The organism is Lentzea guizhouensis (genome assembly GCF_001701025.1).
GTDB classification, from domain to species: domain Bacteria; phylum Actinomycetota; class Actinomycetes; order Mycobacteriales; family Pseudonocardiaceae; genus Lentzea; species Lentzea guizhouensis.
In genome coordinates, this window is record NZ_CP016793.1 from 5,243,337 (window position 1) to 5,258,502 (window position 15,166).

The 15,166-nt window shown below is 70.5% G+C and carries 15 protein-coding genes; 9 read left to right on the top strand and 6 right to left on the bottom strand.

Translation table 11 applies throughout. From position 1 onward, the window contains the following. Positions 1–34: 34 nt before the first annotated feature. From BBK82_RS25915 to BBK82_RS25940, 6 genes are all read left to right on the top strand, one after another. Positions 35–799, top strand: coding sequence for an LLM class flavin-dependent oxidoreductase (locus tag BBK82_RS25915; protein ID WP_065917338.1), 765 nt, complete (start codon positions 35–37; stop codon positions 797–799). Between the two features lie 71 nt (positions 800–870). Next, a complete protein-coding gene (locus BBK82_RS25920; RefSeq protein ID WP_065917339.1) occupies positions 871–1,308 on the top strand; it encodes an SRPBCC family protein in 438 nt (145 codons plus the stop codon). Positions 1,309–1,369: 61 nt separating this feature from the next. Continuing rightward, on the top strand, positions 1,370–2,113 hold the full coding sequence (locus tag BBK82_RS25925) for an ABC transporter ATP-binding protein (RefSeq protein ID WP_083268150.1): 744 nt from the start codon (positions 1,370–1,372) through the stop codon (positions 2,111–2,113). Continuing rightward, on the top strand, positions 2,110–3,075 hold the full coding sequence (locus BBK82_RS25930) for an ABC transporter permease subunit (protein WP_065917341.1): 966 nt from the start codon (positions 2,110–2,112) through the stop codon (positions 3,073–3,075). The genes BBK82_RS25925 and BBK82_RS25930 overlap by 4 nt, the downstream gene beginning before the upstream one ends. Before the next feature lie 44 nt (positions 3,076–3,119). After that, complete coding sequence (locus BBK82_RS25935) at positions 3,120–3,497, top strand: GntR family transcriptional regulator (RefSeq protein WP_065921348.1); 378 nt, start codon at positions 3,120–3,122, stop codon at positions 3,495–3,497. Between the two features lie 33 nt (positions 3,498–3,530). Further along, positions 3,531–4,391: an ABC transporter ATP-binding protein gene (locus tag BBK82_RS25940; RefSeq protein ID WP_065917342.1), complete on the top strand. Its 861-nt coding sequence runs from the start codon at positions 3,531–3,533 to the stop codon at positions 4,389–4,391. Between the two features lie 25 nt (positions 4,392–4,416). Here BBK82_RS25940 and BBK82_RS25945 read toward each other — a convergent pair whose 3' ends face one another. Genes BBK82_RS25945 through BBK82_RS25955 form a run of 3 tightly spaced genes read right to left on the bottom strand, consistent with a single transcriptional unit; the run spans position 4,417 to position 7,009 of the window. Then, on the bottom strand, positions 4,417–5,955 hold the full coding sequence (locus BBK82_RS25945; RefSeq protein WP_065917343.1) for a phytoene desaturase family protein: 1,539 nt from the start codon (positions 5,953–5,955) through the stop codon (positions 4,417–4,419). After that, the gene (locus tag BBK82_RS25950; RefSeq protein ID WP_065917344.1) at positions 5,952–6,815 is read right to left on the bottom strand and encodes an NAD-dependent epimerase/dehydratase family protein; all 864 of its coding nucleotides are present in this window, start codon (positions 6,813–6,815) and stop codon (positions 5,952–5,954) included. The genes BBK82_RS25945 and BBK82_RS25950 overlap by 4 nt, the downstream gene beginning before the upstream one ends. Next, on the bottom strand, positions 6,812–7,009 hold the full coding sequence (locus tag BBK82_RS25955) for a hypothetical protein (protein WP_065917345.1): 198 nt from the start codon (positions 7,007–7,009) through the stop codon (positions 6,812–6,814). Before BBK82_RS25955 ends, BBK82_RS25950 begins: the two co-directional genes overlap by 4 nt. A 203-nt stretch (positions 7,010–7,212) precedes the next feature. On the opposite strand from BBK82_RS25955, the gene BBK82_RS25960 reads away from it, so the two are divergent. After that, positions 7,213–8,448: an ABC transporter substrate-binding protein gene (locus BBK82_RS25960; protein WP_065917346.1), complete on the top strand. Its 1,236-nt coding sequence runs from the start codon at positions 7,213–7,215 to the stop codon at positions 8,446–8,448. 76 nt (positions 8,449–8,524) lie between these two features. Here the strand turns inward: BBK82_RS25960 and BBK82_RS25965 are convergent, their stop codons facing one another. Then, the gene (locus BBK82_RS25965; RefSeq protein ID WP_065917347.1) at positions 8,525–10,864 is read right to left on the bottom strand and encodes a Tex family protein; all 2,340 of its coding nucleotides are present in this window, start codon (positions 10,862–10,864) and stop codon (positions 8,525–8,527) included. Between the two features lie 48 nt (positions 10,865–10,912). Between BBK82_RS25965 and BBK82_RS25970 the strand changes: the two genes are divergently transcribed. Next, positions 10,913–12,001, top strand: coding sequence for an alkaline phosphatase family protein (locus BBK82_RS25970; protein ID WP_065917348.1), 1,089 nt, complete (start codon positions 10,913–10,915; stop codon positions 11,999–12,001). A 135-nt stretch (positions 12,002–12,136) separates the two neighbouring features. Continuing rightward, positions 12,137–12,997, top strand: a complete 861-nt coding sequence (locus tag BBK82_RS25975; RefSeq protein WP_065917349.1) for a patatin-like phospholipase family protein — start codon at positions 12,137–12,139, stop codon at positions 12,995–12,997. 792 nt (positions 12,998–13,789) lie between these two features. On the opposite strand, the gene BBK82_RS56355 is transcribed toward BBK82_RS25975, so the two are convergent. Further along, on the bottom strand, positions 13,790–13,879 hold the full coding sequence (locus BBK82_RS56355; RefSeq protein WP_335617975.1) for a putative leader peptide: 90 nt from the start codon (positions 13,877–13,879) through the stop codon (positions 13,790–13,792). Between the two features lie 142 nt (positions 13,880–14,021). Next, a complete protein-coding gene (locus BBK82_RS25980) occupies positions 14,022–15,164 on the bottom strand; it encodes an RNA polymerase sigma factor (RefSeq protein ID WP_065917350.1) in 1,143 nt (380 codons plus the stop codon). Positions 15,165–15,166: the final 2 nt, after the last annotated feature.

Below are 15,166 nucleotides of genomic sequence, written 5' to 3' on the forward strand. Positions count from 1 at the left end.
CCCAACCCCTGCCGGGGCCGGTAGTAGTTGTCGGGTGACCACACTCGGCGCTGTCCACCGGCCCCAGCTCCCGCCAGAACGTCTGCGTTCCGTGGTCCTCGCCGCCGAGGAGTCCGGGTTGGACTCGTTGTGGCTGTGGGAGGACTGCTTCCTGGAGAGCGGCATCGCGGCCGCCTCCGCCGCGCTCGCCTGGACCGAGCGGTTGAAAGTCGGCGTCGGGTTGCTGCCGGTGCCGCTGCGCAACGTCGCGCTGACCGCGATGGAGACCGCCACGCTGGAGCGGATGTTCCCCGGCCGTGTCATGATCGGCGTCGGGCACGGCGTGCAGGACTGGATGGGACAGGTCGGCGCGCGGGTGTCGTCGCCGCTGACGCTGCTGCGCGAGTACACCCTCGCGTTGAAGGCGCTGCTGGCGGGCGAACGGGTCACCGTGTCCGGCCGGTACGTGTCGCTGACCGGCGTCGCGCTGGACTGGCCGCTCGCCGCGCCGGTACCGATCTACGTCGGCGGGCTCGGGCTCAAGACGCTGGACCTGGCCGGTGAGGTCGGTGACGGCACGATCCTGGACGCCTCCGCCGACCTGGAGCGGGTCCGGTTGATCCGGTCGTCCCGCGAGCACCCGGTCGTCGTCTACGTGGAGACGGACTCACGCGATCGTGCGTTCGTCACGGACCTCGTGGCGTCCGTGGCCGAGGCGGGCGCGTCGAGCGTGGTCTTGCAACAGTCCGCGACCTCGGAGGACCCGGAAGGGTTCGTCAGGTTCGTGGCATCTCTGGCCGGGCATCACTCGATGGGCTGACCTCCAGCGCCGCCGGAAACGCCCGCCGCACCCGGCGCATTTCTTCCTGATCCGCGGGGTACCTCTGGGAGGTGGCAGAGGTTTCGCTGGACTTCGAAGCGCCCATCGACACGGTGTGGGCGCTACTTGCTGATGGCTGGTCATACGCGGCGTGGGTGGTAGGCGCGTCGCACATCCGTGACGTCGACGCGGGCTGGCCGTCGCCAGGCACGCGCATCCACCACAGCGTCGGCCCGTGGCCGCTGACCATCGCAGACGTCACCGAGGTGGTGACCTGCGAGCCGAAACGGCTGCTGGAGCTGGACGCACGGCTGTGGCCCGCGGGCGCCGCCCGGATCACGTTCACGCTGCGGGCCCGCTCGGAGGCCGTGACCGAGGTGCGGATGACCGAGCGCGCGGTGCGCGGGCCGTCGGCGCTCCTGCCGTCGTTCGTGCAGGACGCGATGCTCGTTCCGCGCAACAGGGAGACCCTGCACCGCCTCCACGCGCTGGCCAGGGGAAAGAGCTGACGGAACGACCTTCACCACCCTTTCACTAGATAACTAGTGAAAGGGTGGTAGCGTCGTTCGCATGCGAGAGAGGCAGCACCCGCCCGTCGTGGCGGAGGAACTGGGGAAGAAGTACCCGCGGGGCTGGGCGTTGCGGGAGAGCACGCTCACCATCCCGGCCGGGCGCGTCGTCGCGCTCGTCGGGCCGAACGGGGCCGGCAAGAGCACGCTGATGGGCATGGTCACCGGGTTGCTCCGGCCGACGACGGGGCGGATCAGGGTGTTCGGCGACGTGCCGAACGGACGCGGGATGCACCCCGCCGTGGCGTTCCTGACGCAGGCCAAGCCGCTGTACCCGCAGTTCACGGTGGCCGAGACGCTCAAGTACGGCCGCCACGCGAACCCCGGCTGGGACCAGGCGTACGCCGAGGGGCTGGTCGAACGGGCGCAGGTGCCGTTCGAGGCGAAGGTCGGCACGTTGTCCGGCGGCCAGCGGACGCGGGTGGCGCTCGCGCTGGCGCTGGGGAAGCGGCCCCGGTTGCTGGTGCTGGACGAGCCGCTCGCCGACCTCGACCCGCTGGCGCGCGAGGCCGTGCTCGAGACGCTCGTGCAGGAGTGCCGGGGGCAGGGGATCACGGTGCTGTTGTCGTCGCACGTGCTGGCGGAGCTGGAAGACGTGTGCGACCACCTGGTGCTGTTGACCGACGGGCGGATCAGGCTGGCCGGTGACGTCGACGAGTTGCTGCGCGCGCACGCCGGCCGTCCGGGGATGGACCGGCTCAGCAGGCTCGCGCTCGCCTACATGCGTGAGGAGGTGGCGGCATGACCTGGATCGTGTGGCGCCAGCAGCGCCCGGTGTTCATCACGCTCGCCATCGGGCTGCTCGTCGGGGTGACGGCGATCGTGTTGCTGCGGGCGGGCATGGTCGCCGACCTCACCGCGCGCAACCTCGTGGACTGCGTGACCGCGGGCGCGAAGAACTGTCGCGGCAACGCGCTGGGCGAGTTCCAGAACACCTGGTACGACCGGATGCAGCTGGGACAGGTGGGGGTGCTCGCCCTGCCCGCACTGGTCGGTGTCTTCGTCGGAGCGCCGCTGTTCGCGCGGGAGTTCGAGCAGGGCACGCACGCGCTCGCGTTCACGCAGTCGGTCAGCAGGACCCGGTGGACGGCGACGAAGTTCCTCGTCGCCGCGTTGCCCGCGCTGGTGTTCGTCGGCGTGTTCCAGGTCGTCGTGCACAGCTGGCTGGACGCGGCCGGTGAGCTGGGGCCGCTCGGCGCCGGGCCGTACTACTTCACGACCTTCGAGGCCAACGGGGTGTCGCCGATCGCGTACACGCTCTTCGCGTACACCTTCGGGGTGTTCGCGGGAGCGGCGTTCCGGCGGACGCTGGTGGCGATGACGCTGACGCTCGGGCTGTTCGTCGTGGTGCGGTTCGCGCTCAACCAGACGCGCGAGCTCATGATCACCCCGACCCGTGTCACGGGCGACGACCCGACCAAGCCCCTGGTCCTCGAACGCGGCCCGTTGCAGGTCGACGGCGGCTACCTGGACGCGTCCGGCGCGGTGGTGGCCGACGCGGGGTCGAAGATGAACTGCTACGCGGGTGCCGACAGCGACGTGGACCTGCTGGCCTGCTACCGGAGCAACGGCATCGAGAAGTCCTTCGCCGACGTCATCCCGGCGAACCAGGCGACCACGCTGCACCTGCTGGAGGCCTCGGTCTTCGCCGGTCTCGCGGCGGTGTTCGTGCTCGGCTCGGTGTGGGCCGTGCGCAGGCAGGCGTGACGCAGGGCGATCGGGGGGACGGGTGGACACCTATGCTGGGCGGCGTGATCGAGTTTCGCATCGATCGGCACTCCGGGGTGTCCACCTATCTCCAGATCGCCGCACAGGTCAAGCAGGCCATGCGGATGGGGCTGCTCGGACCCGGTGACAAGCTGCCGACGGCACGGGAGGTGGTGGAGGCCACCAGGGTCAACCCCAACACCGTGCTGAAGGCGTACCGCGAGCTCGAGCACGAGGGCCTCGTCGAGGGCCGCCGGGGGATGGGCACGTTCGTCACGGCCTCGCTCGCCACCGACGCCGCGAAGGCCGGCGCGCCGCTGCGGCAGGACCTGGAACGCTGGATGGGCCGCGCGGTCGACGAGGGGCTGTCCGGTGACGAGGTCGACGCGATCTACACGGACGTGCGCGGGACGCACTACTAGCGTCTACTTCGGACGTCTACTTTGGAGAGTGGGATGAACGCTGGTCCGGTGTGCGCGGAGGGCGTGGCGAAGCACTTCGGCCGCACGAGAGCGCTCGACGACTGCACGTTCACGCTGCCGGAGGGGAGCGTGACCGGCCTGGTGGGGCCGAACGGAGCCGGCAAGACCACGCTGCTGTCGTTGATCGCCGGTCTCGCGAAGCCCACCCGTGGCACCGTGCGCGTCCACGGCACCGAGGTGCGCGGCCGGATGCACCCCGACGTCTCGCTGCTGACCCAGCGCCGTCCGCTCTACGAGCAGTTCACCGTGCGCGAGATGATGCGGGCGGGCGCGGCGATGAACGACCGCTGGTCGGAGGAGCGCGCGTTCGAGGTGCTCGACCTGTTGGCGGGCGTGGACAAGGACGCGAAGGTGCACACGTTGTCGGCCGGCGCGCGCACGCAGGTCGCGATCGCGTTGGCGTTGGGTCGCCTGCCGAAGGTGTTGCTGCTCGACGAACCGCTGTCGGACCTCGACCCGTTGGCGCGCGACGAGACGTTGCGCATTGTCATGACCGATGTCGCCGAACGGGGCACGACGGTGCTGCTGTCGTCGCACCTGTTGACCGATCTCGGCGACGTCTGCGACCACCTGCTGCTGCTCGACGAGGGCCGGGTGCAGGTCGCGGGCGAGATCGAGGAGGTGCTGGGCGAGCACCGGGTCCTGGTCGGGCCCGCCGGGCTCGCGCTGCCGGCGGACGGCGTCGTCGACTCGTCGCAGACACCGCGCCAGACCACGGCTCTGGTGCGCGGAGCCGCGGTGGGGGACGGGTGGGAGGCGACGCAGCCGAACCTGGAAGCGCTGGTGATGGGGTACCTGCGGGCTTCACGCACCCGCAGGCTGGCCCGTCGTTAGATCACCTGGTCAGCAGCTCGTCCTGTCAGTAGATCGCCTTGTGCGCGGCCTGGATCAACGCCTTGTACAGCTCGCCCGCCGCGCCGTGCCTGGCCAGTGCCGCCCGTGCCGCGTTCGCCCCGGCCGCCCCGTGCACGCCACCGCCCGGCCACGCCGACGAGCCGGCCAGGTAGAGGCGGTCGAACGGGGTGTCCGCGCGGCCCAGTCCCGGCACCGGCCGGAAGACCAGCTGCTGGTGGATGGCCGCCGTGCCGCCGTTGACCGTGCCGATGTCCTGCGGGCCCAGGACGGACCGCTCGATGATCCGGTCGCGGAAGCCGGGTGCGCGTTCCTCGATGACCTGCTCGATGCGATCGGCGCGGCGCTTCAACCGTTCCGGTGTCCAGGTGCCGCCCAACGGCACGTGTGTGTACGCCCACGCGGCTTCCGTGCCCGCCGGAGAGCGTGTCGGGTCGGTCGTCGTCATCTGGCCCATGATCGTGAACGGCGTCCGCGGCACCTTCCCGCACGCGAGCTCGTGCGCGGTGGTCGCCATGCCGTTGATGTCGCCGCCCAAGTGGACCGTGCCGGCCTGTGCGGCTTCCGGGTTCGTCCACGGGATCGGGCCGGACAACGCCCAGTCGACCTTGATGGTGTCGCCGTCCCACTGGAAGTTCTTGAGGTCGGCGGCGAGCTTGCCGGGCAACGCGTTGCCGCCGATCAGGTTCAGGTAGAGGTTCGGCGCCGGGATGTCGGCGATGACGGCCTTCCGCGCGCGCACGGCCGTTCCATCTGCCAGTCGCACACCCACGGCCACACCGCGCGCGTGCAGCACTTCGGTGACACGCGCGTTGGTCTCGATGCGCCCGCTGAACCGGCGCACGAGCGCCGCGCTCAGCTCACCCGCACCGCCCTGCGGCACCGGGTTGCCGACCTCCTGGCCGAGCATGGCGAGCAACCAGCCGAAGCCCGCGCCACCGGCCTGGTCCGGTCCCAGGTCCGTGTGCATGGCGTTGCCCGCCAACAACACACGCGCACCCTCACCCTCGAAGAGCTCTTCGCCGAGCCGCCGCACCGGCAGCGTGAGCATCCGCGCGAGCCTCAGCGCGCCGCCGAGTCCGGCCGCGCGCAGCAACGACGCACCCCCTCGCACCGGGGGGAACGGCCGCAGCAGCGACTCCAGCACGGCGTCACGCACCTTGCGCCACTGCTCGAACGACGCCTGCCACGCGTCGGCGTCCGCGTCGGCGAACGTGCCCACCGACTTCGCCGTGGTCTCCACGTCGCGGGACAGCGTCGCGACCCGGTCGTCGGGCAGCACGTGCGCGAGGACGGAGGGCGCGTGCTGCCACCGCACGTCCAGGTTCAGCGCGCCGATGATCGGCGAGCCGAGGCCGAGCGGGTAGAACGCGCTGTAGACGTCGTTGGTGAAGCCCGGCGCGGTGATCTCGGCCGACCTGACGGCGCCACCGGGAGCGTCGCGCTGTTCCAGCACCAGCACGTCCCAGCCCGCGTCCGCCAGCAGTGTCGCGGCGACCAACCCGTTCGGTCCGGAGCCGATGACGACCGCGTCCACCTCGTTCACGCACGCCTCCCCATAGCCGTGACCACCTCACGCAGCACATCACGCGCGTCGTGTTCGGGCCACCATTCCAGATCTTCCTGCGCACGGGTGCACCGCACGAGAGGAGCCTGGTCCGCCATCCGGACCCACTCCGGCGTCAGCGGCTGCAACCCGATCCGCGCCGTCACCCCCGCGAGCTTCTCCACCAGGGGGTACGGCAGCGGCAGCCGTCCCAGCCCGACCGAGTTCGCGATCATCGGCGCGGTCAGCACGGGTTCGGAGGCGAGGTTGAACGCCCCGAACGCCTGCCGTTTGACGATTTCGACGATCGCGCGCGCCACGTCGTCGGAGTGCACGAGCTGCAGCCTCAAGCTGTCCCACAACGGCATGGGCAGGAGCGGCAACAACTTCGGTGACAGCCATGGGCCCAACAGCCACCGTCGCAGCTGCTGTGCCGCAGACGCCTGCCCGATGCCACACGGCCTGATGACCGTGCACGGCAGCGGGTAACGCCGGACCATCTCTTCGAGCTTGACCTTGTGCGCGCTGTAAGTGCTGCCGGGGATGCCCGTCAGCGTCCACGACTCGTCGACTCGCCCCCAGCGCGGCGCCGGTGCGTACGCGGCCACCGAGGACGCGCAGACCAGGTGGCCGACGTTCTCCTTCACGCACGCTGCCAGCAGGTGTTCGGTGCCGTCGACGTTGGTCTCCTTGTTCGTGGGCTTGATCGCCCACGCCAGGTGCACCACGACGTCAGCGCCGCGGATGGCGTCCCGCAACGCCGACAACGTCCGCACGTCCACGCCGACGTCGATGAAGTCCAGGTGGCGGCGCAACGCCGTGCCGACGTTCCCGGAACCGCCGGTGACGACGACCCTCACCCGGCCGCCAGGTCTTCAGGACGCCTGATGCACGGACGCGGCCGGCGCGCCTCGGCCATCCGCACCACCCGCGCCAGGTGTTCGAGCTGCTCGTGGTCGTGCACCTTGCGCAGGCGCTGGGCCTGCAGCTCGTCTTCCACCCGCGCTTCGACGATCGGCTCGCCGCCCGGCCACGTCATCGTGCGTTCGTTCATGCCGTCCGGATACCCGTCAGGCGGCAGCTGAAGCGTGTCTCATTTCGTTCGGGGCCGAAAAGTTAGCACAGTCCGTAGTGGAACGGTAGTCACATGAACCTTACGTATCTGTGTTCCGTACCACTTAGAGGAGCGATATGAGACAACGAAACCAATACTGAGCTACCGCTTAGTATGTTCTGGCCCCTGACAAGGACACCTGCATGCCCTTCCTCCGCGCACTGCCCACCGCTCTCGCGCTCGCCGTCCTCGCGGCCGGCTGCGGCGCGTCGAGCGACGACAAAGCCCAGGTCAAAACCGGGCCGGGAGTCACGGACGACACGATCTCGCTAGGCATCCTGTCCGACATGACGGGCCCGTTCAAAGCCTCGGCGCTGACCCGGATCAAGGGCTACGAGCTGTACCTCGACCAGGTCAACCAGCGCGGCGGCATCTGCGGCCGCAAGGTCGAGCTGAAGCAGAAGGACCACGCCTACGACGTCCAGAAGGCGCTCGACGGCTACTTCGAGCTCGAACCGCAGGTCCTCGGCCTGCTGGAGCTCGCGGGCACCCCGATGACCACGGCCATCGAGCCGGACATCATGCAGACCCGCACCCTCACCGCCCCGGCCTCCTGGTCGGCGGACCTGCTCGGCAACCCGCACATGATGATCGTCGGCACCACCTACGACCTCGACGTCATCAACGGCCTCGACCACTACAAGCGCCGCGGTGTCATCAAGGAAGGTGACACCGTCGGCCACATCTACGTCCAGGGCAGCTACGGCGACAACGCCCTGGAAGGCTCCGAGTTCGCCGGCAAGCAGTGGAACATGACGATCGCCAAGCAGCCGATCGCCGAGACCACCGCCGACCTCGCCGCCCAGATCGCCGCCCTGAAGGCCGCGGGCGCGAAGGCCGTGGTCATGAGCACCACGCCGGCCCAGACCGCCGCGGCGGTCGGTGTCGCCGCCGCGTTGAAGTGGGACGTGCCGTTCATGGTGAACGTCGTCGGGTTCGACCCGGCGATCCTGAAGTCGCCGGTGGCCGCGGCGGTGCAGAAGCAGGTGTCCGTGGTGACGTCGGTGGCGCCGTTCACGGGCACCGCCGCCGGGCCGCGAGAAGTGGCGGCGGCGTTCGGCAAGCGGTATCCGGGGGACGAGCCGGCCATCTACGTCAACCACGGGTACACGGTCGCGATGGTGTTCCTGGCGGTCGTGGAGAAGGCCTGCCAGAACGGGGACCTGACGCGGGACGGGCTGTTGAAGGCGTTCCACGACACGAACGGGCTGGACACGAAGGGGCTGACGAGCCCGCTGCACTACTCGCTCGTCGGCCGGCCGTCGGCCACGCAGTCGTACATCACGAAGGTGGACGCCGCGGCGCCCGGTGGGCTGACGACGGTGGAGGAGCTGTTCGAGTCGGAGCTGGTGAAGGCGAAGGGCACCCGAGCCAAGTAACCCGGCGCCTTGCTGTTGGGGCGTCTGCAAGTACTACCGACTGCGAGTCGGCGGTACGTGCAGACGCCCCTTTCGCCTACTTGCCGAAGCCCGCCTTGCGCAGTGCGTCCGCCATCGAGCCGCTGGCCGGAGGCGGCGAGCTGCGGCGGTCGTTCCCGCCACCACCGCCGCCACCACGCTGCGGACGACGGTCCCGGCCGCCTCCGCCACCACCGCCGCCACCGCCGCCGTGCTGCTTCGGCGCCGGCTTGCCCGGTTCGTCGGTCAGGCGCAGCGTCAGGCCGATCCGCTTGCGCGCCTCGTCGACCTCCAGCACCTTCACCCGCACCACGTCACCGGACTTCACGACGTCGCGCGGGTCCTTCACGTAGGAGTTCGACAACGCCGAGATGTGCACGAGGCCGTCCTGGTGCACGCCGATGTCGACGAACGCGCCGAACGCCGCCACGTTCGTGACCACGCCCTCCAGCACCATGCCCGGCTTGAGGTCCGCGATCTTCTCCACACCGTCGGCGAAGGTCGCGGTCTTGAACGCCGGGCGCGGGTCGCGGCCCGGCTTCTCGAGCTCGCGCAGGATGTCCGTGACGGTCGGGAGACCGAACTGCTCGTCGACGAACTTCTCCGGCCGCAGCTTCGTGAGCACCGCCGTGTTGCCGATCAGCTCGGCGCCCGCCTCCTGCTGCATCCTGCGCACCACCGGGTAGGCCTCGGGGTGCACGGAGGAGGCGTCCAGCGGTTCGTCGCCGCCGCGGATCTTGAGGAAGCCCGCGCACTGCTCGAACGCCTTCGGGCCCAGGCGTGCCACGTCCTTCAGCGCCTTGCGGGTCATGAACGGGCCGTTCTGGTCGCGGTGCAGGACGATGTTCTCGGCCAGGCCCGCCGTGATGCCCGAGACGCGGGTCAGCAGCGGCACCGACGCCGTGTTCAGGTCGACGCCGACCGCGTTCACGCAGTCCTCGACCACCGCGTCCAGCGACCGCGACAGCTTCGACTCCGACAGGTCGTGCTGGTACTGGCCGACGCCGATGGACTTCGGGTCGATCTTCACCAGCTCGGCCAGCGGGTCCTGCAGGCGGCGCGCGATCGAGACGGCGCCGCGGATCGACACGTCCAGGTCCGGCAGCTCGGACGACGCGTAGGCCGAGGCCGAGTACACCGAGGCGCCCGCCTCGGAGACGACGATCTTGGTGAGGTTCAGCTCCGGGTGGCGCTTGATCAGGTCGGCGGCGAGCTTGTCCGTCTCGCGGGAGGCGGTGCCGTTGCCGATCGCGATCAGGTCGACGTTGTGCTGCTTGGCGAGCGCCGCGAGCTTCGCGATCGACTCGTCCCAGCGGTTCGCGGGCACGTGCGGCTGGATGACGCCGTGCGCGACGACCTTGCCGGTGGCGTCGACGACCGCGACCTTGACGCCGGTGCGGTAACCGGGGTCGAGACCCATCGTCGCGCGGGTGCCGGCCGGGGCGGCGAGCAGCAGGTCGCGCAGGTTCGACGCGAACACCTTGACGGCCTCGTCCTCGGCGAACTGGCGCAGGCGGCCGCGCAGGTCGATGCCCAGGTGCACGAGGATCCGGGTCCGCCACGCCCAGCGCACCGTGTCGGTGAGCCACTTGTCGCCGGGGCGGCCCCGGTCGTCGATGCCGAACCGGGCGGCGATGCGCACCTCGAACGACGACGGACCGTCCTCGACCGGCTCCTCCGGCTCCAGGACGAGGTCGAGGACCTCCTCCTTCTCGCCGCGGAACAGCGCCAGGATGCGGTGCGACGGCAGCTTGGCGAACGGCTCGTCGAACGCGAAGTAGTCCGCGAACTTGGCGCCCTCGGTCTCCTTGCCCTCGCGGACCTTGGAGACGACCCGCCCGCGCGTCCACATCCGCTCGCGCAGCTCGCCGATCAGGTCGCCGTCCTCGCCGAACCGCTCGACCAGGATGGCCCGCGCGCCCTGCAGAGCGGCCGCCGCGTCGGCGACCTCCTTCTCCGCGTCGACGAACTTGGCGGCTTCTTCCTGCGGGTTCAGCATCGGGTCGGACAGCAGCGCGTCGGCGAGCGGTTCGAGACCGGCTTCCTTCGCGATCTGGGCCTTGGTGCGCCGCTTCGGCTTGTACGGCAGGTAGAGGTCCTCGAGCCGGGCCTTGGAGTCCGCGGCGAGGATCTGCGCTTCGAGCGCCTCGTCGAGCTTGCCCTGCTCGCGGATCGAGGTGAGGACGGCCGCGCGCCGCTCCTCCAGCTCGCGCAGGTAGCCGAGCCGCTCCTCGAGCGTGCGCAGCTGCGCGTCGTCGAGACCGCCGGTCGCCTCCTTGCGGTAGCGGGCGACGAACGGGACGGTCGCGCCACCGTCGAGCAGTTCGACAGCAGAGCTGACCTGGCCCGAGGCCACACCGAGCTCGTCAGCGATCTTCTGGTGGATGAGCGTTGTCACAGCGAGTCATTGTGCCCTTCGCCGGATTCGACGTGGCACGGTGGCCCGATGAGCATCGCCGAGGTCGTCCCCTCGCTGCTGTCCGGGCTGGCCGTGCCCGGCTGCGACAACACGCTCGACCTGCCCGCCTCCCGCCGCGTCTGCCTGCTGCTGGTTGACGGGCTGGGCCACCACCTGCTGCGTTCTCACGCCTCGCACGCACCGTTCCTGAGCTCGCTCGCCGGCCGGGAGATCGACGCGGGCTTCCCGTCGTCGACCGCCACGAGCCTGGCCTCGATCGGCACCGGCCTGCTGTCCGGCGAGCACGGCATCGTCGGCTACACGTTCGAGACGGGCGGCGAGGTGCTGAACGCGCTGAGCTGGTCCCGCCACGGCGATCATCACCACGACCTGCGTGCGTCTCTGGTGCCCGAGGTCGTGCAGCCGCACCCGACGACGTTCGAACGCGCGGCAGCGGCGGGGGTGGCGGTGAGCACGGTGGCGCCGTTGATGCACCGCGGCAGCGGGCTGACTCGCGCGGTGCTGCGCGGGTCGTGGTTCGTGGGCACGGCCGGGTTCGGTGACCTGGCGGTGGCGGCTGCATCGGCTTTGTCAGCCGATCGGGCGTTCTGCTACGCCTACCACGCTGATCTTGACACGATCGGGCACATCTACGGGCCGGGTTCGGAGCAGTGGTTGCTGCAGCTGGAGTTCGTCGACTCGCTGGCCGAGCGGATCGCCTCGCGCCTGCCCGCGGGATCCGCGCTGGTCGTGACCGCGGACCACGGGATGATCACGGCGGGGGAGCGGGTCGACTTCGACACCGAGCCGCTGCTGTGGGAGGGGGTGCGGGTGATCGCCGGGGAGCCGCGGGTGCGGTACCTGCACGTGTCGAGCCCTTCGGTGGTGTCGGTGTGGCGGTCTTTCCTGGGGGAGCGGGCGGAGGTGCTGACCCGGGAGGAGGCGGTGGAGGCCGGGTGGTTCGGGCCGGTGGCGCCGATCGCCGTGGACCGCATCGGGGATGTGGTCGTTGCGATGCAGGGGGACGCGGTGCTGGTGCGGAGTCAGGCGGAGCGGCAGTTGGCGGCTTTGAAGGGGTTTCACGGGGCGCGGACGCGGGAGGAGGTCGCGATTCCGCTGCTGTGGCAGGTGGTGTGACCGTCCTTTGTGGCATTGTTGTGTCCTTTGTGGTGCTTTCGTTCTTGAGCGGCTTGAGCTTCCGTCTGTGCGCCTAGTAGCTTCAGTTTTGACTGAAACTGGTGCTGGCGGGCGCCCGGCCTAGGATTTCGACCCGTGACGATCGAACTGCCAGGACCAGTGGGTTTCGCGCTCGGCGGAGGCGGAAGCCTCGGCGCGGCCCAGGTCGGCATGCTCCGCGCACTGCGCGAACACGGCGTGCACCCGGACCTGGTCGCCGGCACGTCGGTGGGCTCGGTCAACGGCTCCATGCTCGCCCTGGACCCGGACAACGCCGCGGAACGCCTCGCCGTGCTGTGGCAGGGCATGACCCGCCAGCGCGTGTTCCCCGGCGGCCCGATCGCGCAGCTGAGGTCGTTGCGCACCAACAAGACCTACCTCTTCCCGAACACCGGCCTGGCCGGCGTGCTGGCCGAGAACCTGGGCGCCACCACGTCGTTCACGGACCTGACCCTCCCGTTCGGCGCGGTGTCGGTCGACTGCGTGACGGGCGAGGCGGTCACCATCGCCGAGGGCGACCTGATCCCCGCGATCCTCGCCAGCGCCGCGATCCCCGGCGTCTACCCACCGGTGCAGATCGGCGGCCGGGTGCTGTACGACGGCGGCGTGCTGGCGAACGTGCCCATCCGCCAAGCACTCGCGATGGGCGCGCAGTCTCTGGTGGTGCTGGATTGCGCGTTCCCGGGCCACCTCCCGACGGTCCCCGAGACGCTCGCCGAGACCCTGCTCTTCTGGGCCACGCTCGGCATGCGCAACCAGGCGGTGCTGGAGGTGGAGCTGGCCTCGCAGCAGGTGCCGGTGCTGTACCTGCCGGGCCCGCCGGTGCAGGCCGTGACACCGCTGGACTTTTCGCACACCGCGGAGCTCGTGGAGGCGTCGTACGTGGCGTCGGCGGCGTTCCTCACCTCCCTGGAGATCGCGGGGGTCGGGCTGTACGGGCATCCGTCGCACGGGTGAGCCGGTTGCTCGGGGGTTGGGCGGGTTGCTCGGGTGGGCTGGGTGGCTGGGGCTGGCTGCTCGGGTGGGCTGGCCTGGCTGCTCGGTGGATTGTGGGCTGGCGGGTCGGCTGCCTGGCGGTGAGGCTGCTTGGGGTGACCTGGCTGCTTGGGGCGTGAGCTGGTCGCCTGGGGTGGCTGACTCCTTTCCCTGGTCCGTGCCGGGTTGCCTGGCCGTGCCGGGTTGCCTGGCCGTGCCGGGTTGCCTGGCCGTGCCGGGTTGCCTGGCCGTGCCGGGTTGCCTGGCTGTGCCGGTTGCCTCGGGCGTGCTGGCTGCCTGGGCTGTGCCGATTGCCTGGGGCGTGCCCGTTACCTGGGCTGTGCCGGTGGCTTGGCGTGGCTGCTTGCGTGCGCCGTGCTCGATGTCCTCCTCCTTCCAAGATCCGGCCGTTCCCCCCGCGTTTCCTCATTGCGGGACGAGCGAACTCGTACAAGGGGACGACCAGCACCCCGGATCAGGACAGGTATCACTCGAAAGAGTGGCCACTCGGGCGAAAGAGCAGCTCACGGGACCGGAACACCCCCCGTCAAAGGCGACCGCGGCAGCCTGCGGTGTCGGTTGAGCAGGTGCGCGAGGCTGGTGCGGGCTTGGAGGGTCAACCTCGAAGAGCTGCTCGGCCCGCGCGAGAGCTCTCGAGTGCGACTCGACCTGGACCGCCGGGTCGAGCGCGTTGGTCAAGGCAGGGCGAGAAAGATGCAGAGCGGCTCACGCGGTCATGGCTCACGCGGCCGCTCCCGGTTGGCGAAACTGCGGTCAGACGAGCGCGGGCACCGCACAGATCGCGCTCGCCTGCCGGCGGAGGTCGACGTGGCGGCGCGTGCTGAGCACTGATGCCTGGGACACGCCTTCGATGCTGGCATTCACCGAAGACGTGGCCAAGGGTGTTCACGTGGTGGGAAAACGGCCCGCTGAGCTACCTCGGCCGCCGAGCCACCTCGGCCGAGCCACCTCGGCCCTGAGCCACCTCGGCCACAGCGTTCCCGGGCTACTCCGACCGGCGCGAGTTCAGGCGCGCGGCCTGCCGCGTCAGGTGGTGGCGTTCGGCGAGGTTGGTCGCAGCCGAAGCAGCCTCGGCATAAAGCCGGGCCGCCTCCGCGAAGTCCCCGTCGCGCTCGTGCAGATACGCCGCCACCGCCGCGTACCGGGGCAGCGCAGGGTCCAAAGAGGACAAGGCGGCGAGCCCGGCGCGTGGACCGTCTGCCTCCCCCACGGCCACCGCCCGGTTCAGCAGCACCACCGGGCTGGGCGTCAGCGCGGCCAGTTCGTCGTACCACTCGACGATCTGCACCCAGTCGGTTTCCGCAGCGGTCTGAGCGTCCGCGTGCAACGCCGCGATCGCCGCCTGCGCCTGGAACTCGCCGAGCCGGTCACGCGCCAGCGCCGCCTGCAGCACGACGATGCCCTCGGTGATCAGCGAGACGTCCCACCGCGACCGGTCCTGCGAAGCCAGCGGGACCAAGCCGTCCGGGCCGGTGCGCGAGGCACGGCGGGCGTGGTGCAGCAGCATCAGCGCGAGCAGGCCCGCGACCTCGGGGTGGTCGAAGGCGGCGAAGAGCTGGCGGGTGAGCCGGATGGCCTCGGCGGCCAGGTCGACGTCGCCCGAGTAGCCCTCGTTGAACACCAGGTAGAGCACGCGCAGCACGGTGGCCACGTCGCCGGGCTGGTCCAGGCGGACGGAGGCGATCGTCTTCTTGGCGCGGCTGATGCGCTGGGCCATGGTCGCCTCGGGGACGAGGTAGGCGGAGGCGATCTGGCGGGTGGTGAGGCCACCGACCGCGCGCAGTGTCAGGGCCACGGCGGACGACGGGGTGAGTGACGGGTGCGCGCACAGGAAGTAGAGCTGCAGCGTGTCGTCGGACGAGGGCACCTCGCCCGGTGGCGGTTCTTCGGACACGACGTCCTCGCGCCGGCGCCGGGACGTCTCCGAGCGCGCGGCGTCGAGGAACTTGCGCCACGCGACCGTGACCAGCCAGCCCTTGGGGTCGCGCGGTGGGGCGGCCGGCCACGAACGGACGGCTTCCACCAGGGCGTCCTGCACGGCGTCCTCGGCCGCCGCGAAGTCGGCTCCGCGGCGGACGAGGATGCTGAGCACGCCGGGCGTGAGGCTGCGCAGCAGCGTGGGGTCCAAGA